Source organism: Mucilaginibacter sp. MD40 (assembly GCF_002288635.1).
GTDB lineage: Bacteria > Bacteroidota > Bacteroidia > Sphingobacteriales > Sphingobacteriaceae > Mucilaginibacter.
This window is the reverse complement of sequence record NZ_NRSW01000001.1, coordinates 302,040-323,215: the sequence shown is the minus strand read 5'-3', so window position 1 is coordinate 323,215 and position 21,176 is coordinate 302,040. Positions and strand designations below refer to the sequence as shown.

Genomic DNA, 21,176 nt, shown 5'->3' with positions numbered 1-21,176 from the left:
TTAATTGTTTTTTACAGGGTTGAGCGGATACTTTAAGCCGCTCGCCTGTGTAAGATCCATTGTAAGGCTACCTACAATAATTTCCACATTGGCTTTAACCGGTATGCGGTTCTTATCGTCGGTAATCCACAAATATAGCTTACTATTCTTTTTAAATATACGCCCGGGTATAATTGTAGGGCTAAACTTTAAGCAGTTAAAAGTACCCAAACCACATTTTACCTGCTCTTTACCGAGGTAGGTAATGGTAAGGGAGTGTATACCATCCTCCAGAAAATAGCGTAATTCCAGCTTTTCGTTGATCTTTAGACCGCTGATATCAATATTACGGGCAAAGTAATAACACGATAGGAAATCAAATACATTGCCTTTGAACGGGAACTGCCCTTTATCAGCCGTGATCACATTTTTTTCGTGATCAAAGGTTACGCGGTCAGAGTGGGTATATCTGGATTCTTTTCTGTTCTCCGAATAATAATAAGGCAGCAGGGTAACCGGGTCAATATAGCTGTGGTATTCGTTGCGAACCTTGAATAAAAAATTAAATGTGCCTACGGTCTTAGCTTGCGCGTTAATGTGCAGTGCCTGGTGGCCTTCAAATTTTAAGGGTGTATCTTCAACGCGTATCACTGTTTCGGCAGCGCTTAAAAAGCCGTAGCGCAGTTTATAAGTAATTTGCTCGCCTGCTTTAAATGCAACTTCTTTTGTTTTTGTCGCCTGCTCCTGTCCAAAAGCAGCCAGGCTGCCCATGATCAAAATAAGCGCTGTAAGGTATTTTCTCATTTAATGGTTTTTGACGCAATTACCATGCTACGGTTTAATCCCTGCGTTTATAGATGGGTACCGTTGAGCAAGGCTCGCCAAACATGAGGCTTTTAGCAACCGGGGTGAGTTTTTGTGTAAGTTCTACATAGGCTGCCACAGGTACAGGTACATCGCCGCAACCTTTTATTACTACACGCTGGTCGCGGTATTGCTCTGCGTCAAACGCGCTTACCGCTTTTATAAACAAAACCGTTTCCAGTACCTCTGCATCGCCAAATACTACTTCTTTAGCATAGGGCGCAATGCGGTTAGCCAGCAGCATATAAGCCCAGGCCGGTACAATAGCGTCGGCAGTGCAAGTTAAGGCCACATATTTATCCTGGTATTGTGCCCAGTCATGGCCTTTTACAAACTCCCTGAAATCTTTTTCTTTAAGGATAAGCCCGTGGAAAAGGTTGTCTTTGATATCATATACCACCCGTTCGCCTGCCACATAAAACTGTGCCGGATCTAAGGTAACCAGGCCGCTTTGTGCCACTTTGTTAACAATGTTCTCCTGTATCTCCATTAACTTTATCCTTTTTATAAAATAAAAAAATCCGGCAGGAGTATGATTCGCTGCCGGATACAAAATTACTTTAATTTTATGTTATAAGAACTTAGCTCTGTTATCTTTTACATTAGCCTTATCTTTCAAAGCATCAAGTACAAGGCTTGGTGTACGCTGGGCCAATGCCTGGTCAAGCTGCTGCTTTTCTCTAACCGTGTTGGTTAGCGCCGCAGGGTTTACAAAGCTATCAACGGTGTATACATAAACGCCAGACTGGCCGGTAACCGGTTTTGATAGTTTGTTTGGCTGCGAACCAAATATAGAACCAACAAGCTTATACTCGGCAGAAGCACCCGGGATAACCGGATTAGCAAACACGATATTCTGCAGAGGTACTACTTTGCTGCCTGCCTTTTGGGCTACCTGGTCAATAGTAGTTGCGCCGTTAAGTGCCGACTGCAATTTTTCTGAAAGCATTTTGCCCTTTACCTGTGCAATTACAGCAGGTTCTATTTGTTTTTTAACGTCTTCTAATGGTAAAGTACCTTTAGGTTTAATGCTGTTAAGGCGTGCAACAATGTATTGGTCACCTACTGCAAACACCTGATCGGCTATAGCGCCTTTATCTGCGCCGAAAGCCCATTTAATAACCGGGCGGGCGCTTTCAAGGCCAGGGATGCTGGCAGCGGTTGGGGTAACATCATCAGATGTTTTTACGGTAAGGCCCGCTTTTTTAGCTTGTGCTGCAAAATTATCTGCTGTAGCTGTGCTTAAGAACTGTTGAGCTTTAGCATAAACCGCGTTTTGCGTTTCGCTGCTTGGGCTTAATGGTTTATCAACAATGGCTACCTTTACTACTTTTGATGAACCTTTCTGGCTCTCTATCTGCAGCAAGTGTACGCCAAATTGCGATTTAACAACTTTAAGGTCGCCTGGTTTACCGTCAAAAGCGGCATCTTCAAAGGCTGGTATCATGGCACCACGGGCAAAAGTACCCAGGTCACCGCCTTTTACTGCGGAGTTCTTATCAATTGAGAAGGTTTTTGCCAGTTCATCAAATGATTTGCCGCCCTGTATCAATTTCTTTAATGAATCTGCTTTGGCTACGGCTTTATCCATACCACCTTCGGTAGCAGGGTTTAAAAGAATGTGTCTTGCTTTAACAGAGTCCGGTCCAACTTTCACATCAACGAGCTTGGCAATTTTATAGCTGCCGTTGCTCAGGTAAGGGCCATACATAAAGCCTTTTTCGGCATTAAACATTACCGAATCCAGTTTTGGCTCTAATTGTCCCTTTTTAAGAAACGTGATAGGCTGTTTGGTTTCCGCGTTAATTTGTACAAATAGTGAGTCGTTTTTGCTTTCTTTAAAAGCGGCTGCCAATTTATCAACCTGCTCTTTTATTACCGCGCTATCCTTTTTTGAGGGAGCGGCATTAAAGCTTACATAGTCAAAACTGCGGGTTTCATCCGTGTTTTTGAATAAGGCTTTGTGCTCGTTGTAATAAGTGCTGTAATCATCATCGGTTGGTTTAACGCTGGCATCAGGAATAGATGCGTAGTCAAGTACCGTGTATTTAAAGTTGGCCAGCTTATTTTTGTTGGTATAGTCGTCCTGCGCGTCAAGCGAGTTTACATATAATCCGTTGCTGATCAACGCAAGATATTTTTGCTGTTTTTTGTTCTCTATCAGGTTGTTCACAAACTCGCCCCAGCGCTGCATTTCGGCAGGAGCCATTTTGCCTGATTGTACGTAGGCAAGGAACTGGTTAAGTTTAGCTTTATCAAACTTACCGCTTTCATCAGCAAACTGGCTTTGTATCTGCGGGTCGGGGTTGTTACCACTGATCATGGCTGCGCTTTCCGCGTCGCCAACTACCAGCCCTAATTTTTCGCTTTCTTTTTTCAATAAAAGGCTGGCTAAAAGCTGGTTCCAGGTGGTATTCTGGATATAATCAGTAACCTGTGCCGTTAAAGGCTGGTTGTATTGTTGTTTAAACTGCTGTGTGCTTGCCTCAATGCGGGCATTAAAATCTTTATAGTCAATTTTTTCGCCGTTCACTATAGCTACAGTGGTTGCATCACCCCTGAAAAACGAACTGCCTGAACGTATAACCTCTTCAGCAATAAAGCCTAAAAGCGCTACACCAATAAATATTGCGAGGAGTTTTCCCATCCGCTCCCGCATATAACTCATGATACCCATACAACTGTATATATTTTATTTTTTCTTCAAAAAGAGGCGCAAGATACAATTTTTACTAAACTTTTATCATACAAAAGTTTGCGTAAATATTTGAGCATTATTGCGTAAGATCGCCGTTTACGTGGATAACGGCAGTAGCATTCTGGAACACCGGATTTTTAAGACCGATGCTTTCAAAACTGGTTCCTTTCATCTGGTCGCCCGTAGGTTTGGTCATCAGTACTTCTTTGTTGGAGTAAAGCTTATTGGTTTTCCTGTCCCACCGTAATTCTTCCGACTGGTATTTGGTGCCTTCGTCATTTACGGCCACTACATTTTTTTTAAATACCACCAGCTCTTTGGCATCGTAATAATAGCCGGTATCGGCCACCACATTTGCTTCGGGCTTGGTGCTGCCCTTGTCAAATAGAAAGACCTTTACCCCTTTGGGCATATATTTGTAGGATGATGAATCCTTGGTGTCATACTCCAGCAAAAGCGGTGTAAGCAGGCGGGCCTTCAAAATGGCCGAGTCGCTAAAGATCATATCAACGCCGGTAGTACGCTGTATGGGCTTTGTAGCATCAGCCGCGGCAATAGCCCTTACCTTGTTCAGGTCGTTCTCGCAGGCAGTTAAACCTATGCCCGCGCATAGTAAAGGAAGATAGGCAAATACGTGTTTTAGCCTTCTAAGCATGTGAAATGTTAATCAAACTTATATTTCTGGAACCACCTATCGTTAAGAGTGAAGGACAGATGCAGGTTAATATAGTTTTCTTTTACCAGGTTATTTACCAGTGTACCACGCCTGCCGACTTCAGCGGCAAAGTTGATCTTGTAAATGCTGCTGTAATTTGCGCGCAGGGGTAAGCCCAGGCCAAAGGTGGCTGCATAACGTTTAATATCAGTGTTGTTGATGTTCATGTACGTTTTATCGTATATGAAACCGAAGCGGTAATCAACCGATGCGAAGTAGTTGTTAAGTGAGTTGATATTTGGCGTAAACTGCCCGCCCACATTAATAGTACGGCTGTTTTGCAAGCCTTTATTTACGCCTGCTATGCTCAGCTTTGACCAATCTGTCATGGTATAGTCGGCGCCTATCAGGTATTTACCATCATATTGGTAAGATATACCGAAACGGTTGGTCATAGGCAATTGTATCTTGGCAGAAGGTTGCTGCCTGTTGATCAAACTATCTGTAGGGATACCCTCGTTACCACTGCTCGCGTTGCGGTAATAGCTGCTTACAATAAGGCTGTTTACGCTGTTGAGTTTGGTATTGGCTGATGCAGAATAACCCAGTGTTAAATGTTTACGCTGTGAGAAATCAAAAACATACTGAACGCCGTAGTCGTAAGTCCAGCCTTTGATGCTGTTGCTTTCTTCTATTCTGGAGTTAAGGAAAGTGGCTACAGTAGGTACCTCTGTAGATTGCGTTTCTTTAAGGTTACCGAAAATGTAGGCCGCGTTGGCGCCTATGAACAAGTGCCTGCCTATACCAAAACCATAACCCACATGAAATTTACTAAGGCCGCCATCGCCGCTGTAAATGTAGTTGACGGCATTGGTATCGGCTTTATCGCCGGTGCCAAAATTAGGGCTTATGCTTCTGTAGCTATAACCCAGCTGGCTGTACGGCATAAGGCCAAAACTCAGGGCCGACCGTTTAGTTACCGGTATGGCAAACATAATATGGCTTAACCTGAAGTTTGAATTGGTTTGCGATGCCTGGCCTGTTTTTTCAAGCGTGTTAAAACTGCCGGCAATACCCACATCAATGGCGGTAAGGCCAATAAGGCCGTATGAAGCAGGGTTTAATGTGTTTACGTTGTTGTAACCACTTATACGGTTTGTTGCCACACCTATGCCACCCATGCCAATATTTTGAGGCAATACCTGTGGTACAATATCGCCCAGGCCAAAGCGCGAGTACGGCGAACTGGTTGTTGCGGTGTTTTGCGCCTTAACACTTAGAGCCGTAGTGCAAAGTAGTAACAGAAGAGTGGTAAGCCTTAAATATTTAGTCATTATGCTTTTGTATCGCTGCGTTTAATCCTTTTAGAACCAGGTAAGGCTCAATTTTAATATAGGGGGCAAAGATGCTATTTTTCAATAGAGTATCAAAAAAAATACTGTCGCCCCCGTGCAGTACAACATTCGCTGTTATACCGTTTTTTGTATAGTTGTTAATGAACCCTTCGAGTTCGTATTTTATGCCGTTTTGTACGCCTGATCGGATGGCCGACTCGGTATCATCCCCATAATTGGCCTCAAAACGGTCATCGGCAGTTAACAGTGGCAATGCCGCTGTATAATAATTAACCGCTTTATAACGCATATTTAAGCCCGGTGATATGCTGCCGCCAAAATAATTTGTATTGGCATCAATAAAATCATAAGTGATGCAGGTACCACCGCCTATAACCACATTATTAGTTCCGGGGTATAAATTATTGGCGCCTATTACAGCCGCCAGCCTGTCGGTGCCGAGTGTATGAGGCGTTTTATAGTGGTTAATGATGCCTGCCTTAATATGGCTGTCAAACATTACTACCTCGTACCGTTCGCTAAGCTGCTTTTGCCATTCTTCATGGCCTTTAACAGTGGAGATAATGATTTTACTGATGTTATACCTGCTCAGCAAAACTTCAATATCCTCTGTACTCACCTGTTCATGCTGCCCGATATGTACCATTTGGTTGTTATCAAAAACAGCCAGTTTGGTTAAGGTATTGCCAATATCTGCAGCCAGTATCAGCATCAGGCGTTAGCCAGTGACAGTATTGATTCAAATATGGCCAAACCATCCTGGTTGCCTACCAGTGCTTCAGCGGCACGCTCGGGGTGGGGCATAAAGCCGAAAACATTACGCCCGCTGTTAGTAACACCTGCAATATTTTCTAATGATCCGTTGGGGTTGCTGTCATCGGTAATATTACCGGCTTCGTCACAATAGCGGAAAAGCACCTGGTCGTTATCATTCAGCGCTTTTAAAACATCGGCATCGGCAAAATAATTGCCTTCGCCATGTGCCAGAGGTATCTTAAGCGCGCGTTGCGGATCAATACCGCGGGTAACCAAAGAGTTTGGTGTTTGCGCCTTAAGGTAAATGTTACGGCAGATAAACTTACGGTTGCGGTTATGCAACAAGGCGCCTGGTAAAAGGCCTGCCTCGGTTAATATCTGGAAGCCATTGCAAATACCCATTACTTTACCGCCTTTGGCAGCAAACTGGATAACTTCCTGCATGATAGGCGAAAAACGGGCGATAGCGCCTGAACGCAGGTAGTCGCCAAAGGAGAAGCCGCCCGGCAATACAATAAACTCAGCACCTTGCAGGTCATGGTCTTTATGCCATAACCGTACTACCTGCTGGCCCATTACATTTTGTAGCACATGGATGATATCTTCATCGCAGTTAGAACCGGGGAAAATTACTACACCAAATTTCATGATACAAAGCTAACATAACCGCTCAAATATGAGCGAATGTAAAAGTTAAAAAGTGTTAAACTGAAAATATATAACGCTGATAAGCAGCAGTAAATACAGGCTTTCGTACAACCACTTGCGCGTGGCGTAAGCAAAATAATAGGATATGCATACCGCTACAGGCACCGCGCAAAGCAAAAAATGCTGCAGGTTAAACCGGCTTTTAACATAGAAGGATAAGCCTCCTATTAAAAAAATGAAAAACAATAGCTGGTATGATTTACGCACCTGCACATAGCTTTTGTAATAGTTTTGCTGAAAGCTGTACAAAAACAAGCCAATAAGTATGATAACAGGGATCAATACAAGGTAATTAAGATACTTGATGTTAATACTATTAGGAAATTTAGTTCCTAATGGTGCCCATATCTGGTAAAAGCTGTGCAGGTGATTGGTTAGGTAATAGTAAACCGCGAAAAAGAAAAAAACGGTAATATAACCCAGTATACCTGATATCCACTCGCGCCAATTAAAGGGTTTAAAAATAACCAGACCTATCCATATACTCAGGAATAAATAAATGTAGGGCAGGTAAATGATGGATCCCAGCGCAACGATCATGCCCAGGTCATACGCGGTTGATTTAGCATCCTCGCCCTTATAAAAGCTAAAAAGCTTAAATAACATCCATATCAGCAGGAAATTACAAATGAGCGGCGCGCTAAGTACCAGGAACTGCGGAAAAAGTGCCGTAACCGTAACGTACATTAATGAAGGTAAAAAGGTTGACCGGCCCAGCAGGTTATACTTGTTTACCAGGAAATTAAGCAAGAGGGCTTGTGCCAGCACCAATATGGCTGCTATACAAACATTTTCTACCGGCGAGAAGGCATACTCGTAGCCAACCGGAAGTAAAAGGCGGGCAAAGGGTTCAACAAAAACAAACTGTAGTTTATCGGGCGCTTCAATAATGTAGCCAAGGCGCAGTATGAACACCAGGATAGCCAGCCATAGTACATTGAGCGGATTAAATGCCTTGAAAATATTGATCATACACGGGCGGTTACCTGAAGCGGCAAAATTAACACAAATACACGTAAATAAAAGTGAGGTGTGGTGGGGTTTACCTTTGCCTGGCGTATTGTTTCACCATGTTATCCACTATCTGCGCGGTTTCGTCAGGGAAATCTACTACGATGCGCTTATCATCGCCGAGCCATTTATTAATACGTTGTACAAAATCAGGGCCTATGGTATGGATTACCTCTACCCCCAGTTTTGAAGCGGATAAAGCGTTGCATTGCTGCTCATACTGCCCCCTCATAGGTATCATCAAAACCTTCTTGCCCAGATATAGCGCTTCGGCAGGGCCTTCAAAGCCGCCTCCGGTAAGGAGGCCGGTACAACTGGCCAGGCTGGCGTTAAAAGCCTCGTTGTTTACCGGAAAGATTTGCACATTTCCTTCACGATAAGGTGTTTTCTGTCGTTTACTAAAAATGTGCCATTCTACATCACGAGTTTGGCTTAGGTGCTTTACCAGTGTTTTATCGCTGTAAGCCGGCAGATAAACACTGTAATGCCCCTTATCAGAAGTTTCCATCCGGCGGATATCACCGCGGATAACCGGGGTATGTATAAAATCATCATACCGTTCAAAATGAAAGCCGATATGGTGTGTGGTAGGCGAATAATATTTAAATAGCCATTCAGCATAGTTCCATTTGGCAGGGCGTGGCGTTTTACTGGAAACGAATGAGCATTGATGACTTAACGATACCGATGGTACTTTTTGCAGGCGGCAGGCCCAGGCGCTTACGGGTTCAAAATCGTTAATGATCAGGTCATAGTCTTGCAGCGGCAGGCTATGCATATCTTTCCATAACTGGCGCAGGTTCATGATCTTGAAAGTAGCCCAATTATCAACACCGCCATTCTTCCCGAATACAAAGCTGAAACCATGAAATTTATACTTAAGCGGCTGGGACAGACTTACCTCGGCTTCGGTGCCGCTTACCAACAGGTCAACATCGCCATATTGCTGCAGCAGGGGCACAATTTCACGGGCGCGACTGATGTGGCCGTTACCTGTACCCTGTATACCGAACAATATTTTCATAGAATAGAATTGGCGGCAATTTAGTAAAGAAATGTGTTTTGAAAATTATTAAATGATGAAATAAGCGTAAAGCCGGCAACTAAGAATAAGGTACCGGATTTGCTATTCTTGCATCAAACTTATTTAATATTCATTTCCTTTTTAAGAAATCTGCCGGTAAAGCTTTCTTTAACCTTACAAAGCCCTTCGGGCGTGCCGCTGAATAATATCTTGCCTCCGCCTGCGCCGCCTTCTGGGCCTACGTCTATCACATGGTCAACCACTTTTATTACATCCAGGTTGTGCTCAATCACCAATACGGTATTGCCCTTATCAACCAGTTGCTGCAACACGCCGAGGAGTACGTTAATATCCTCAAAGTGTAAACCGGTGGTTGGCTCATCTAATATATAGAAGGTGTTACCGGTATCTTTTTTAGAAAGCTCAGTAGCCAGTTTCACGCGCTGGGCCTCACCGCCGGATAGGGTGGTAGACGCCTGGCCGAGGGTAATGTAACCCAAACCGACATCATTCAAGGTTTTTACCTTACGGTAGATGGACGGGATATGCTCAAAGAATGGCGTAGCATCCTCAATGCTCATGTCCAGCACATCGCTGATAGATTTTCCACGGTAGCGTACTTCCAAAGTTTCGCGGTTGTAGCGGCGGCCCTGGCATTCTTCGCAAGGGACCTGTACATCCGGCAAAAAGTTCATCTCTATCACCTTCATGCCGGCACCCTGGCAGGTTTCGCAACGGCCACCTTTTACGTTGAACGAGAAACGGCCGGGTTTGTAACCACGTATGCGCGACTCCGGCAAAGCCACAAACAGGTTGCGGATATCAGAGAAAACGCCTGTGTAGGTAGCCGGGTTTGAGCGCGGCGTACGGCCAATAGGTGTTTGGTCTATTTCAATTACTTTATCAATATGCTCTAATCCCTCAATTTTCTCATATGGAAGCGGATGCTTCTTGGCCCGGAAAAAGTGGTGATTAAGAATAGGATAAAGGGTTTCGATAATTAAACTGGATTTACCAGAGCCCGATACTCCCGTTACCCCTATCAGTTTACCCAACGGGAAATCAACCGAAACTTTTTTAAGGTTATGGCCTGTCGCCTTTTTAAGGCTTAAAACTTTGCCATTACCTTCCCTGCGTTTTTTAGGGACGGCTATTTCCTTTTTGCCGTTAATGTAAGATGTGGTAAGCGTAGTAGCGCTCATTAACTGTGTCGGGGTGCCTTGAGCCACCACAGTACCGCCATGTACGCCGGCTGCCGGGCCCATGTCTATCACATGGTCGGCTTCCAGTATCATGTCCTTGTCGTGCTCTACTACCAATACGGTATTGCCCAGGTCACGCAGGTTTTTAAGCGCATTTATTAAACGTTCGTTATCGCGCTGGTGAAGGCCTATGCTGGGTTCGTCCAGAATGTACATGACGTTCATCAACTGCGAACCTATCTGCGTTGCCAGCCTGATGCGCTGCGCTTCGCCACCTGATAGTGTTTTAGCGGTACGGTCGAGCGTTAAGTAACTCAAGCCAACATCAAGCAGGAAGCCTATACGTGCACGGATCTCTTTCAATATCTCTTTAGCGATCACATTCTGGCGCTCGCTCAGGCGGTCTTCCAGGCCGGTGAACCAGGCATCAAGCGTGGTAATGTCCATGCAGGCCAGTTCAAAGATGTTCTTTTTGTCAACCTTAAAGTGCAGCGACTCTTTCTTTAAGCGTGCGCCGTTACAAACCGGGCAGGTGCGCAACACCCGGTAGTTCTCCATGTCATCAATACCTTCATCGCCGCGGCGTTCCTGCTGCTCTTCCAGCATACGGATAATACCGTCGAAACTGATCTGGTAGTTTTGTACGTTCCATTTATTGTATTCTACCGGTACGGTGATCATGTCCGGCGTACCGTTAAGGATGATATCCAGTTGTTCGCGTGTAAGTTTCTCCAGGGGAGTAGATAAGGAGAAGTCGTACTTTTTAGCAAGAGCTTTCAGTACCTGGAATATCCAGGTTTCGCGGTATTCGCCGATAGGCGCAAGCCCACCATTCATAATACTCAGCTTGGGATTAGGGATCACCGAAGCTTCATCCACTTCAAAAATATAGCCGAGGCCATTACACTTTTCGCAGGCACCATAAGGTGAGTTGAACGAGAAGGTATTAGGCTGCGGCTCATCATAAGAGATGCCTGATACCGGATCCATCAGGTATTTACTAAAATAGGATACGTTATTATCCTTATCCGCAATACGGATAATACCCTTAGCTGTTTTTAACGCTGATTGAACGGAGGTATACAAACGCTTACTATCGGCTTCGCTGATCACCAGGCGGTCAACCACAATATCAATATCGTGTATCTTGTAACGGTCCAGCTGCATTTTGGGCTCTACATCCATTATCTGGCCATCAACGTAAACTTTCAAATAGCCTTGTTTACGTATTTGCTCAAACAGCTCACGGTAGTGCCCTTTACGCGCTTTAACCACCGGTGCCAAAATATTTACCGGCTGACCGTCAAACTTTTCGGCGATGGTTTTCAGTATCTGGTCTTCGCTCATCCGCTCCATCTTCTCGCCGGTGGTGTAGCTATAGGCATCACCCGCGCGGGCAAAAAGCAAGCGCATAAAATCATATATCTCGGTAATGGTACCTACGGTTGAGCGTGGGTTTTTACTGGTGGTTTTTTGCTCAATAGCAATTACCGGACTAAGGCCTGATACCTTGTCCACATCAGGCCGCTCCATACCGCCCATGAACTGGCGCGAGTAGGCTGAAAATGTTTCCATGTAACGACGCTGGCCCTCGGCATAAATGGTATCGAAAGCCAATGATGATTTCCCGCTGCCACTAAGCCCGGTAATCACCACCAGTTTGTTGCGCGGAAAAGAAACGTCGATATTTTTTAAATTATGTACCCGTGCGCCATAAACCTCAACTTCGCTTTGCTCGCCCAGATCTACTATTTTTTCGCTCATATATCTCTATGGAAACATCATAAACGCTGCCAGGGTTTTAGCTCCCGGCGGTTTACTAAAAATTTTCGCAAAGTTACTCAAAAGCGATGGTTTTACCTAACCTTGCAAACATTAAGCATTAGTGTGTTTCAAAGTGTATGGTGTATGATTTTAGCGGGTAGCCTGCCTGTGATGAAAACGACCGCCCGGTAATGATGAAATCATAAATTTTGCCCGGTTGCAAAGCCATTTTTACTATAAAGGACCTTTTATCCTCTGAAAAACCAATAACGCCTGATAAAGGGAAATGCTCTTTGCCGCCTTCGCCAAAACTTATAGAATAACCTTTGGCCATAGGCTCCGAAAAATTAATGGTAAGCTCGGTTAAGCTGGCGCTAACCTCTTTTTTACCATTGATATCCGGCGACAGGATGGTGACTATGGGTTGCAGTTTTTCATAAGCATCTATCAATTCCTGCTTATTAATGGGTTGTTGATAATATTGTGATCGTTCTAAAAAATCTTCTACCTGTTTCTCGTCACCGTAGTTAAGTTCCAGAATATCTTTTACAGCCTTCTTTTTATCAGTTTGATGCTGATAATAGGCCTTACAAATAACATAACCCATAAAATAGCCCAGATCAGGATGGGGATTATCAGAACCGTTATACAACCAGTTGCGGGTAGAGGTACTGAACATTTCAATGCGGAATTTATCTTTTAGTTCCTGTTCATGCGCCCTGCCGTATACCATGTAAGCACTGTTATTGGGTATTTTGGTTGCCAGTTCTGCTACGAAATCTGCCGAGCCTTCTTTAATAGTTTGTGCAAGTAAAAGTTCCGCATCACTCATTTTTTGCTGGGTATGCACGTACTCGTGTACATTTAGCGCCACTAAATTGGCGCCACTTTGATTTTTAAAAACGTTTTTAAGCCAATCATTAAGTTCTGAGGCATCAGTGTGTTCATCTGCCGTGGCAATTTCAGCTCCTATGAGCACCATATCATCGGTAGTGGTGCCTCCGGAACGCAGGCCGCCTACGGTGAAATACATTTTCGCAGGCTTTGCCTGGGGGTAAAGCTTTACAAAGTTATCTATACTCTTATTGATGGCGGGTACCTGTTCCTTAACGCTAAGTGTATTACTCCTGATGCTTTTCCAGAACTTGGGATAGCGATGAATGAGTTTTACCCATAACTCAGCATTGTAATCTCTCGCTTTCATAAACGCCTTTAGGCCGGGTGTGCCTTGGTCTACATATATGCGTTGCATCATATCTACCTGCTTTAAGGTGTCGGTAGTTGTGGCTATGCTGTCAAAGGCTTGCCAGAAATGATCAATATCTGAAGTGTAGACTTTTTTATGATCCGGCTGTTGAGCGCGGCTGCATAATGCAGTGTACAGCATAAAGAATAGGAAAAGGTTTCTTGTTTTCATGTCGGGAGTTAAGACGTGATATTACGACAAGTTGTTACACTGATATCATACACATGTCTTTCATTAAACCTGAAAGTTTTTTACCCCTTCTCGATCAAGCATACCGCATAAGCCACCACACCTTCCTCGCGGCCAATAAAGCCAAGCTGTTCGTTGGTAGTAGCTTTAATAGATATGTCTTCTATATCAATCCCCGCCGCTTTGGCAATATTGGCTTGCATAGCAGGTATGTGCGGGTTAATTTTGGGTGCTTCCAGGCAAACCATCGCGTCGATGTTGCCTATTTTCCAGCCTTTTTCGTCCAGTAGTTTTACCACATGCTGCAAGAGGATAAGGCTGCTGATGCCTTTCCAGCGGTCGTCTTTATTGGAGAAATGGTAGCCAATATCGCGCAGGTTAGCCGCGCCTAAAAGGGCATCGCAAATGGCGTGCAACATTACGTCTGCATCAGAATGGCCGTAAGCGCCGCTGGTATGTTCGAGGGTAACACCACCCAAAACGAAAGGGTGGTTCTGCTTGAGCTGATGTACATCAAAGCCAAAGCCTACTTTTATTTTAGCCATTATTTTTTTGCTGCTGTTGACGCGTTGCCTGTACCACCAAAACTGGCCGAAAGGGTGAAACGCAGGGTGTTGGCCAGCGGACTGTTCTGCTGGCTGGCAATAAGGTAAGCGAAATCAAACCGGTAATCTTTATACTTTACACCAAAACCGGTGGTAAGGTAGTGGCGGCCGCCCTTTTGGGGGTTCTCGTAAAAATATCCGGCTCGCACTGCAAGCAGGTCGTTATACATATATTCTACCGCGGGCGATAGGGTAAACTCTTTAAGCTCCTCACTAAAGCCACCCGGGGCATCGCCAAACGACTGGAATATACCGGCTGGAACAGATACATTATCATCATGCCCGCGAATAATATTGCCTTGGTTATCACGGATGGGCGGGGTAGGCACCAGTAGCTTATTCACATCAAATGCTACAGTGAACTTGCTCAAACTATCAATACTCCATGAATTGGCCACGCCTAATTTTAAGTTGGTAGGCAGGAAGTATGAGGGGCCGTTATCCGCGTAGCTTATTTTGGTTCCTATGTTAGAGATATTGGTACCAAATGAAAAGGTTTTGTTATCGCCATAACCTTTAACGTAATATAGCGATACGCCTGCCGCGAAAGCTTTTCCCGCCTTGTTGGTTTGGCTGCCCCCGGTAACGAACGAACCGTTACTAAAGTTGGAATAAATATAGCGTGCCTGCAAGCCTAACGACAGGTTGTTGCCAAATTTACGCGCGAAAGCTACATCAAGTGCAAGTTCATTGGGGGTATAGGATCCCTGGTCGGTTTGGTTACCATCGATCAGTTGTATCGACCCCAGGTTAAAATATCGTAATGATGCGCCAATGCTGTTGCGCTCGTCAATCTTGTGCGCGTAACTGAGGTAAGAGAGGCTAACATCAGGCACCAGGTTACGCAGCCATGGGCTGTATGATACCGATATATTGTGGTTTTCTTCTAAGAAGGCCAGTTTAGCGGGGTTCCAGTAATTGGCGTTAACATCAGGCGACAGCGCAACGCCTGCATCGCCCATGGCACCCGAGCGCGAATCGGGCGTGATGTTAAGGAAAGGCACCGCCGTAGGTATGGCGTTGGCGCCACTACCATTGGTTGAACTTTGTGCTTTTGCGAAAGCAGGAAAGCCGAGCAATATAATTAGTGCAAGGTGCTTAGTGTTCAAAAACTTCATTGGTGCAATTTAATCTTATTATTTTTAATAAGTAACAAAAAATAATGCGCTATTATACGTAATAATAGCGCAGTGGCTTTACCATTTTGTACAAATAATTGTAACCGCCGGTAGGTTTTATCCGTTTAAAAAAGCCACAGGGTGTAAACGGCTTTGCCCATGCCCTCTAACACGAGAATTTGTTATTGATTTTTTTATAAATTTACCAGCAAATATTTACAAAATAAACATGAGAGTAATTACTAATACTGCTTTAGTGATGTTGGGTTTAGGTGTGATGCTTAGCAGCTGCAGTAAAAAGGAGCAATCGCAAAAAACCGGCATGGCCTATAATGACAGGACCAACGGTGGTTATTTGCGTTTCAGACAAACGCACCCAACCCCCGGCCCAGGCCTTGTACCTATAGAAGGCGGTACTTTTGTACTGGGTGGCAGTGCCGACCAGGATATTACCTATGAATATAACAACGTTAGGCGCAGGGTTACCGTGCCTTCATTTTATATGGATGAAACAGAGGTATCTAACCAGGATTGGCTCGATTACCTGCACTGGATAAATATTACTTTCCCTAACGACCAGGAACTTTATTATAATGCCCTGCCGGATACTTTAGTGTGGCGCAGGCCGCTGTCTTACAACGAACCTTACGTTGATAATTACCTTCGTCACCCGGCTTTTCAGGATTACCCGGTGGTAGGTGTAACCTGGGACCAGGCACAGGACTATTGTGTATGGAGAACCGACCGTACGAATGAGAACATATTGCGTGAGCGCGGTAACCTGGTTGCCTGGAAAGATAAAGCAGGCAAACAGGGGCAGGGTAACGCCTCGGCAGGTGCCGGAGCCGATCAGCCATTTAATACTGACATTTACCTGAACGGGCAATATCGCGGCCAGGGTATTGATGGTAAAAAAATGATACCAGACCTTAACCCTAACGCTAAAAATACAGGTACCGGTAAAAATGGCCGCGCCGTGCGCCCGGTACGTATGGAGGATGGTGTACTGAAACAAGGTTACCGCCTGCCTTCTGAAGCGGAGTGGGAATACGCTGCTCTTGCCCTGGCCGGTAATACTCAGTTTGAAAACATTAACGATGGTAAAATATACCCATGGAACGGCCTTGGCGTACGCTCGCCAAAAAGCAAGACCAGGGGTTTAATATTGGCTAACTTTAAACGTGGCAGCGGCGATAACGCCGGTGTTGGCGGTGGTTTGAATGATAAGGCCGACATTACTGCGCCGGTACGTTCATACGAACCTAATGATTTCGGTTTGTACAACATGGCCGGAAATGTAAACGAATGGGTGGCAGATACCTACCGCCAAACATCGTTTGAAGAAGTGGATGATTTTAATCCTTTCCGTGGTAACGAGTTTTCCAACAAACGCCTGTCTGATCCCTCAAAAGGCCTTTACGCAAAAGATAAATACGGCCGTCCTATAAAAGACCCGGCACGTTCAAATAAAAAACTTAAATACAGCGAAATGCTTGCCATGCAACAGGGCGGGCAAGCGGCTAACCAACAACAGGGCGCCAACGGCAATAATGGGCAGGCTGGTGCATCTACGCCGCAAACCAAAGATCCTTTAGCCGGTAAAGCATATACAGCCGATTTTCGAGGATTTAATGATACTGTTAATACCGCGCTTTATGGCACCACTACTTTGGTGAATAACCACTCTAAGGTGTACAAAGGCGGTTCATGGAATGATATGGCTTACTGGTTAAACCCTGCCGCACGCCGTTTTATGGACCAGGATGAATCAAGCGCCGAAGTAGGTTTCCGTTGCGCCATGACTATGGTGGGCGCGCCGGAGATACACCCACAGGGAAAACCTCACCTGCCGGTTAAAAAGGCAAAAAACTTTAAGGCACGCTAAAATTAGTAATACAGAATATCTAAAGCCGCTTCTTATTTAAGATGCGGCTTTTTTGTTTTACAGCGATGTTTTGCTTTTGCCTTTAGTCTTTCACCTTTCTGCTTTTAACCCCTATCTTTGTAGTTGTGAACGAGAAAACCATTTTAAAGCTGCAATTACCTACCGACCCTTTGTGGGTAAAGAACGTTGTGGAAAGTAACATTGAAGAGTTGCTTACCGACCATGCCTTTTGCGAACAAAAAGCGGCCAGCAACGCCATTACGTTAATTGTACAAAACCCCAACCTAAGCGACCTGGTGCAGGAAATGAGCGACCTGGTGCAGGAAGAAATGGAACATTTTAAACGCGTTCACCAGCTCATAATTCAACGCGGTTACACTTTGGGCCGAGAACGTAAAGACAATTACGTGAACGAGCTGCGCAAGTTTATCATTATAGGAGGCGGGCGTGAAGCACAGTTGATAGACCGGCTTTTATTTTCAGCCATGATAGAGGCGCGCAGCTGCGAACGCTTCAAGGTGCTGTCTGACAATATTAATGATAAGGAATTAGCAGACTTTTACTACGAACTGATGGTAAGCGAGGCTACACATTATGCCATGTTTATCCGGCTGGCAAAAAAATACGCTGTTGAGGTAGATGTTGACAAACGCTGGACGGAGTTTTTGGCTTACGAAGCGCAGGTGATACAAAACTACGGCAAAGCCGAAACCATACACGGGTAATTCGTCTACACATACTGCCTGCTTACCGATACTTTACTTATTTTTAAGCTGATTAACCATTCTTTTGGGGATGCTACGCTTAAAAACCTTTTCGGTACTTATACATATAGCCTGCTGGCTGTTATTTATGGCTTTCCCGCTGTTGTTCCTGAACGGCCCCGATGGCAACGTTTCCATGGGCACTATCATTGCGTCTCCTTATTACTGGCTATTTTGTGCTACTTATATTTCCCTCTTTTATCTCAACACTAACTTCCTTTTTCCGAGGTTCTTTCTCAGGAAAAAATATATTGATTATGCTATTATCTGCTTTTGCCTGCTTAGTGCTGTATATGTACTTAAACCTTACGATAAGTTATTACATAGCATAAATAAAAAGGCCTTTGCGCAAATGGCCGCATCGCAATTTGGCCCGCCACCGATGGGTTTTCCGGCGGGCGCTTCTCTCAATTTTAAGCCCGATAGCAATGGACAACAGCCACCGCCGCCACAAAACATGCAACAGCCTGACAGTAATCAAAGAGCCCGAATATCTCCCGGCGGAATGCCACCTCCCCAGTTCAGGGAGCGATGGCGCAATGGCAGAAGGAGGCATTTTGATTCGTCGAGCTTGTTCCTGTTCCTGATGATCATGGCCTTGAGTACCGCTATTAAAACTGTTGTACAATGGCAAACTACCGAGCAGCGGGCCATTAGCGCCGAAGCTGAAAAAGCGAGCGCGGAATTATCATTTCTAAAAGCCCAGATCAATCCGCATTTCCTATTCAACACACTTAATAATATCTACACGCTTGCTATCACCAACAATGAGTACACGGCGGATAGTATCATGAAGCTATCCAACATTATGCGCTACGTTACCGATGAGGTGAAAGAAGATTTTGTTGACCTCCAGAATGAGGTGAGCTGCATTGCCAACTATATTGATCTTCAGCGCTTACGCTTAGGTGCCAAAAACGTGGTTAGCTTTACCGTGCAAGGCGATCTGACGAATAGAAAGATAGCGCCTATACTATTGATGACCTTCGTGGAGAATGTGTTTAAATACGGTATAAGTAAACAGCACCAAAGCAATATCGACATTAACCTGCTGGTAAAGCCCGATGCTATTGTGTTCTTTTGCGTAAACCCCATATTTGAGCGTAACCAAAACCTGGAGCGTACCGGTATTGGTATTACTAATACGCGTGAGCGTTTGAAATATCTTTACCCCGGCAAACACATCCTCAACATCAACGAGGAAAATAACCAATTTACCGTGATACTTACTTTATATAGCTGATAAATATGCAATTGAAATGTGTTGCCATAGATGATGAGCCGCTGGCATTGGAACTGATGAAAAACTACATCTCCAAGTTCCCGTCGCTTAACCTGATGCAAACTTTTGAGGATGCCATTGCCGGCGCTGAATACCTGCGGAACAACGTCATTGATCTGCTATTCATAGACATTAACATGCCCGATATTACCGGCATTGACCTGGTGCGTGCGCTGGATAAAAAGCCAATGGTGATATTTACCACCGCGTATAAAAACTTTGCTTTTGAGGGTTTTGAATTGGAGGCCATAGATTACCTGCTTAAGCCTATTGACGTTGCACGTTTTGGTAAGGCTATTGAAAAAGCGGCCGACTATCATCGTTACAAAAATGCTACCAACGGTGATGGCGAGGGTGAAAGCCTGTATGTTTATTCGGAGTACAAAATGGTGAAGATAAACCACAAGGATATTGAATACATAGAAAGTATGGAAGACTATATCAAGATACATCTCCAGTTTGACAAAACCATCCTTACACTTATGCCCCTTAAACGGGTTTTAGAGAAACTTCCCGAGGGTAGGTTTCAGCGTATACACCGTAGTTATATTGTGCCTGTAAACAAGATCATCTCCATACAAAACCGTAAGGTTAAACTACCTGCTATTGAATTGCCGGTGAGCGATAGCTATGCTGATTTCGTCCGTAACTGGATGAAGTAAAGCGTAATCGATACAAAACAGGCGTTTACCGATACCCTTTTCAATACTTTCTACCAGCTATCTACTTTTACAGAAATAAATAAACGCACACCCCTGCTAATTCTGTAAATATGGAACGTAAACATTTTTTAAGATCATTCGCCATCGCCGCCGCGGCAACGCCCATGCTGTTGGACGCCTGTAAAAAGGATTCGGCAGATGCGGCGATTGACAGCACCGGTTCTACAACATCGGCTGATACTAATGCAGGCAGCAGCGCCTGCCGTGTAACTCCTACTGAGGTAGAAGGCCCTTATCCTTATCCCGGCGGTGAGTTAAAGAACCCGCTTGACCGGTCAGACATTACCGGCGGACAAACAGGCGTGCCGTTAGTGCTTAACTTACTGGTAGTAAATACCAACGATAATTGTAATGTAGTGCAGAATGCACGAGTTGATATATGGCATTGCAGTAAAGATGGCTACTACTCGGGCTATGGAAACCAAAACGGTAAAAGCTTTGTAGGCGAAACTTTCTTACGCGGTTACCAAACCACAGATGCTAAGGGTGCTGTAACCTTTACCACAGTTTATCCGGGCTGGTACCAGGGCAGGGCAACACATATCCACTTCGAGATATTTGTGAACAATGTATTAAAAAAGACAGCCCAGTTTGCCTTTCCTGAAAATATCTCTGATGCGGTGCATACGCATTACGGCGTAGGGGTAAACACCACCCGTAACGCTAATGACGGCATTCTGGGAAACTCGGCTACCGACCTGGCTAACGAAACGCCATCTTTAACAGGCAGCATTGCAGCTGGCTACACGGGCACATATACATTCGGCATTGCATTATAAGATCACCGGGACAATATCAATCACAAAAACTACCGTTATGTCTAAAGCTATCATTAAACTTACTTATAAACAGGTTATCGATTCATCGGCCAAAACAGATTTTGAGCGCAGTATCCTCTCGGCATCTTACCGGGAGTTTCTGTTAAAGTCACAGGCCTATAATCCCGGCAACGTATTAAGGACATTTAGCGAGATGAAGAATAACGATGGCAGGGCCAACTCGTTACATTACAAGCTAAGTTTTGTAATAGGGTACTTTATTGAGACGCTTAAGAATAAGATACCGGTACTTACTGATACACTTGGGAACAGCATCAATTTTGAGGTACCCCAAATGGAATTAATAGAATCTGACATCACCGACGTCAGCGCACACAAAGTTGCCATTAATTACATAACCAGTGAATTACTGCTTTTAAATACCATAGGCGAATACCTGGTACTATCTGCCAATAGCGGCGAAACTACATTCACCGTAAAAATGCAGGATCATTTAGCCATAAGCAGCTACCAGCCTGTTGGCATTGCTACCTCAAATAAACAGAATGTATTAGCCGCATAACAGAACGC

The 21,176-nt window shown here is 44.6% G+C and carries 19 protein-coding genes; 6 read left to right on the top strand and 13 right to left on the bottom strand.

Annotated elements, in window-relative coordinates:
* The 13 genes from CKK33_RS01465 to porV all read right to left on the bottom strand — a co-directional run bounded on the left by CKK33_RS01465 (position 1) and on the right by porV (position 15,174).
* Complete coding sequence (locus CKK33_RS01465) at positions 1-783, bottom strand: DUF3108 domain-containing protein (protein WP_233138129.1); 783 nt, start codon at positions 781-783, stop codon at positions 1-3.
* Positions 784-817: 34 nt separating this feature from the next.
* The gene (locus tag CKK33_RS01460; RefSeq protein WP_095702400.1) at positions 818-1,333 is read right to left on the bottom strand and encodes a DUF2480 family protein; all 516 of its coding nucleotides are present in this window, start codon (positions 1,331-1,333) and stop codon (positions 818-820) included.
* Positions 1,334-1,414: 81 nt separating this feature from the next.
* The gene (locus CKK33_RS01455) at positions 1,415-3,502 is read right to left on the bottom strand and encodes a SurA N-terminal domain-containing protein (protein WP_369803584.1); all 2,088 of its coding nucleotides are present in this window, start codon (positions 3,500-3,502) and stop codon (positions 1,415-1,417) included.
* 115 nt (positions 3,503-3,617) lie between these two features.
* The gene (lptC, locus tag CKK33_RS01450) at positions 3,618-4,196 is read right to left on the bottom strand and encodes an LPS export ABC transporter periplasmic protein LptC (protein WP_095702398.1); all 579 of its coding nucleotides are present in this window, start codon (positions 4,194-4,196) and stop codon (positions 3,618-3,620) included.
* A gap of 8 nt (positions 4,197-4,204) precedes the next feature.
* Entirely contained in the window at positions 4,205-5,530 is a 1,326-nt protein-coding gene (locus CKK33_RS01445; protein ID WP_095702397.1) for an outer membrane protein transport protein, read from the bottom strand.
* Positions 5,523-6,263, bottom strand: coding sequence for a type III pantothenate kinase (locus tag CKK33_RS01440; protein WP_095702396.1), 741 nt, complete (start codon positions 6,261-6,263; stop codon positions 5,523-5,525). Before CKK33_RS01440 ends, CKK33_RS01445 begins: the two co-directional genes overlap by 8 nt.
* Entirely contained in the window at positions 6,263-6,955 is a 693-nt protein-coding gene (gene purQ / locus CKK33_RS01435) for a phosphoribosylformylglycinamidine synthase subunit PurQ (protein ID WP_095702395.1), read from the bottom strand. Before purQ ends, CKK33_RS01440 begins: the two co-directional genes overlap by 1 nt.
* Before the next feature lie 45 nt (positions 6,956-7,000).
* Positions 7,001-7,987, bottom strand: a complete 987-nt coding sequence (locus CKK33_RS01430) for a DUF6427 family protein (protein WP_095702394.1) — start codon at positions 7,985-7,987, stop codon at positions 7,001-7,003.
* Between the two features lie 70 nt (positions 7,988-8,057).
* Positions 8,058-9,050, bottom strand: coding sequence for a glycosyltransferase family protein (locus CKK33_RS01425; RefSeq protein ID WP_095702393.1), 993 nt, complete (start codon positions 9,048-9,050; stop codon positions 8,058-8,060).
* Positions 9,051-9,169: 119 nt separating this feature from the next.
* Positions 9,170-12,016: an excinuclease ABC subunit UvrA gene (gene uvrA, locus CKK33_RS01420; protein WP_095702392.1), complete on the bottom strand. Its 2,847-nt coding sequence runs from the start codon at positions 12,014-12,016 to the stop codon at positions 9,170-9,172.
* A gap of 118 nt (positions 12,017-12,134) precedes the next feature.
* Positions 12,135-13,433 (bottom strand): hypothetical protein, encoded by a 1,299-nt coding sequence (locus tag CKK33_RS01415; protein WP_143822878.1) that lies wholly within the window; start codon positions 13,431-13,433, stop codon positions 12,135-12,137.
* A gap of 80 nt (positions 13,434-13,513) precedes the next feature.
* On the bottom strand, positions 13,514-13,996 hold the full coding sequence (ispF, locus tag CKK33_RS01410; RefSeq protein ID WP_095702390.1) for a 2-C-methyl-D-erythritol 2,4-cyclodiphosphate synthase: 483 nt from the start codon (positions 13,994-13,996) through the stop codon (positions 13,514-13,516).
* Positions 13,996-15,174, bottom strand: a complete 1,179-nt coding sequence (gene porV, locus CKK33_RS01405; RefSeq protein WP_233138127.1) for a type IX secretion system outer membrane channel protein PorV — start codon at positions 15,172-15,174, stop codon at positions 13,996-13,998. Before porV ends, ispF begins: the two co-directional genes overlap by 1 nt.
* 229 nt (positions 15,175-15,403) lie before the next feature.
* Here porV and CKK33_RS01400 point away from each other — a divergent pair, with 229 nt between their 5' ends.
* From CKK33_RS01400 to CKK33_RS01375, 6 genes are all read left to right on the top strand, one after another.
* Positions 15,404-17,059 carry an SUMF1/EgtB/PvdO family nonheme iron enzyme gene (locus tag CKK33_RS01400; RefSeq protein WP_095702389.1) on the top strand — a complete coding sequence of 552 codons (1,656 nt, stop codon included), beginning with the start codon at positions 15,404-15,406 and terminating at the stop codon, positions 17,057-17,059.
* A 125-nt stretch (positions 17,060-17,184) separates the two neighbouring features.
* The gene (locus CKK33_RS01395) at positions 17,185-17,784 is read left to right on the top strand and encodes a tRNA-(ms[2]io[6]A)-hydroxylase (RefSeq protein ID WP_095702388.1); all 600 of its coding nucleotides are present in this window, start codon (positions 17,185-17,187) and stop codon (positions 17,782-17,784) included.
* A gap of 70 nt (positions 17,785-17,854) precedes the next feature.
* Positions 17,855-19,066 carry a sensor histidine kinase gene (locus CKK33_RS01390; RefSeq protein WP_095702387.1) on the top strand — a complete coding sequence of 404 codons (1,212 nt, stop codon included), beginning with the start codon at positions 17,855-17,857 and terminating at the stop codon, positions 19,064-19,066.
* A gap of 5 nt (positions 19,067-19,071) precedes the next feature.
* Positions 19,072-19,767 carry a LytTR family DNA-binding domain-containing protein gene (locus CKK33_RS01385; protein ID WP_095702386.1) on the top strand — a complete coding sequence of 232 codons (696 nt, stop codon included), beginning with the start codon at positions 19,072-19,074 and terminating at the stop codon, positions 19,765-19,767.
* 110 nt (positions 19,768-19,877) lie between these two features.
* Positions 19,878-20,606 carry an intradiol ring-cleavage dioxygenase gene (locus CKK33_RS01380; RefSeq protein WP_095702385.1) on the top strand — a complete coding sequence of 243 codons (729 nt, stop codon included), beginning with the start codon at positions 19,878-19,880 and terminating at the stop codon, positions 20,604-20,606.
* Between the two features lie 37 nt (positions 20,607-20,643).
* Positions 20,644-21,168, top strand: coding sequence for a hypothetical protein (locus tag CKK33_RS01375; protein WP_143822877.1), 525 nt, complete (start codon positions 20,644-20,646; stop codon positions 21,166-21,168).
* Positions 21,169-21,176 lie beyond the last annotated feature (8 nt).

What these genes read in the sequence shown, in the direction of transcription:
- CKK33_RS01465 (WP_233138129.1), bottom strand. Translation starts at nt 783, where the DNA reads ATGAGAAAATACCTTACAGCGCTTATTTTGATCATGGGCAGCCTGGCT.
- CKK33_RS01460 (WP_095702400.1), bottom strand. Translation starts at nt 1,333, where the DNA reads ATGGAGATACAGGAGAACATTGTTAACAAAGTGGCACAAAGCGGCCTG.
- CKK33_RS01455 (WP_369803584.1), bottom strand. Translation starts at nt 3,502, where the DNA reads ATGCGGGAGCGGATGGGAAAACTCCTCGCAATATTTATTGGTGTAGCG.
- lptC (WP_095702398.1), bottom strand. Translation starts at nt 4,196, where the DNA reads ATGCTTAGAAGGCTAAAACACGTATTTGCCTATCTTCCTTTACTATGC.
- CKK33_RS01445 (WP_095702397.1), bottom strand. Translation starts at nt 5,530, where the DNA reads ATGACTAAATATTTAAGGCTTACCACTCTTCTGTTACTACTTTGCACT.
- CKK33_RS01440 (WP_095702396.1), bottom strand. Translation starts at nt 6,263, where the DNA reads ATGCTGATACTGGCTGCAGATATTGGCAATACCTTAACCAAACTGGCT.
- purQ (WP_095702395.1), bottom strand. Translation starts at nt 6,955, where the DNA reads ATGAAATTTGGTGTAGTAATTTTCCCCGGTTCTAACTGCGATGAAGAT.
- CKK33_RS01430 (WP_095702394.1), bottom strand. Translation starts at nt 7,987, where the DNA reads ATGATCAATATTTTCAAGGCATTTAATCCGCTCAATGTACTATGGCTG.
- CKK33_RS01425 (WP_095702393.1), bottom strand. Translation starts at nt 9,050, where the DNA reads ATGAAAATATTGTTCGGTATACAGGGTACAGGTAACGGCCACATCAGT.
- uvrA (WP_095702392.1), bottom strand. Translation starts at nt 12,016, where the DNA reads ATGAGCGAAAAAATAGTAGATCTGGGCGAGCAAAGCGAAGTTGAGGTT.
- CKK33_RS01415 (WP_143822878.1), bottom strand. Translation starts at nt 13,433, where the DNA reads ATGAAAACAAGAAACCTTTTCCTATTCTTTATGCTGTACACTGCATTA.
- ispF (WP_095702390.1), bottom strand. Translation starts at nt 13,996, where the DNA reads ATGGCTAAAATAAAAGTAGGCTTTGGCTTTGATGTACATCAGCTCAAG.
- porV (WP_233138127.1), bottom strand. Translation starts at nt 15,174, where the DNA reads ATGAAGTTTTTGAACACTAAGCACCTTGCACTAATTATATTGCTCGGC.
- CKK33_RS01400 (WP_095702389.1), top strand. Translation starts at nt 15,404, where the DNA reads ATGAGAGTAATTACTAATACTGCTTTAGTGATGTTGGGTTTAGGTGTG.
- CKK33_RS01390 (WP_095702387.1), top strand. Translation starts at nt 17,855, where the DNA reads ATGCTACGCTTAAAAACCTTTTCGGTACTTATACATATAGCCTGCTGG.
- CKK33_RS01385 (WP_095702386.1), top strand. Translation starts at nt 19,072, where the DNA reads ATGCAATTGAAATGTGTTGCCATAGATGATGAGCCGCTGGCATTGGAA.
- CKK33_RS01380 (WP_095702385.1), top strand. Translation starts at nt 19,878, where the DNA reads ATGGAACGTAAACATTTTTTAAGATCATTCGCCATCGCCGCCGCGGCA.
- CKK33_RS01375 (WP_143822877.1), top strand. Translation starts at nt 20,644, where the DNA reads ATGTCTAAAGCTATCATTAAACTTACTTATAAACAGGTTATCGATTCA.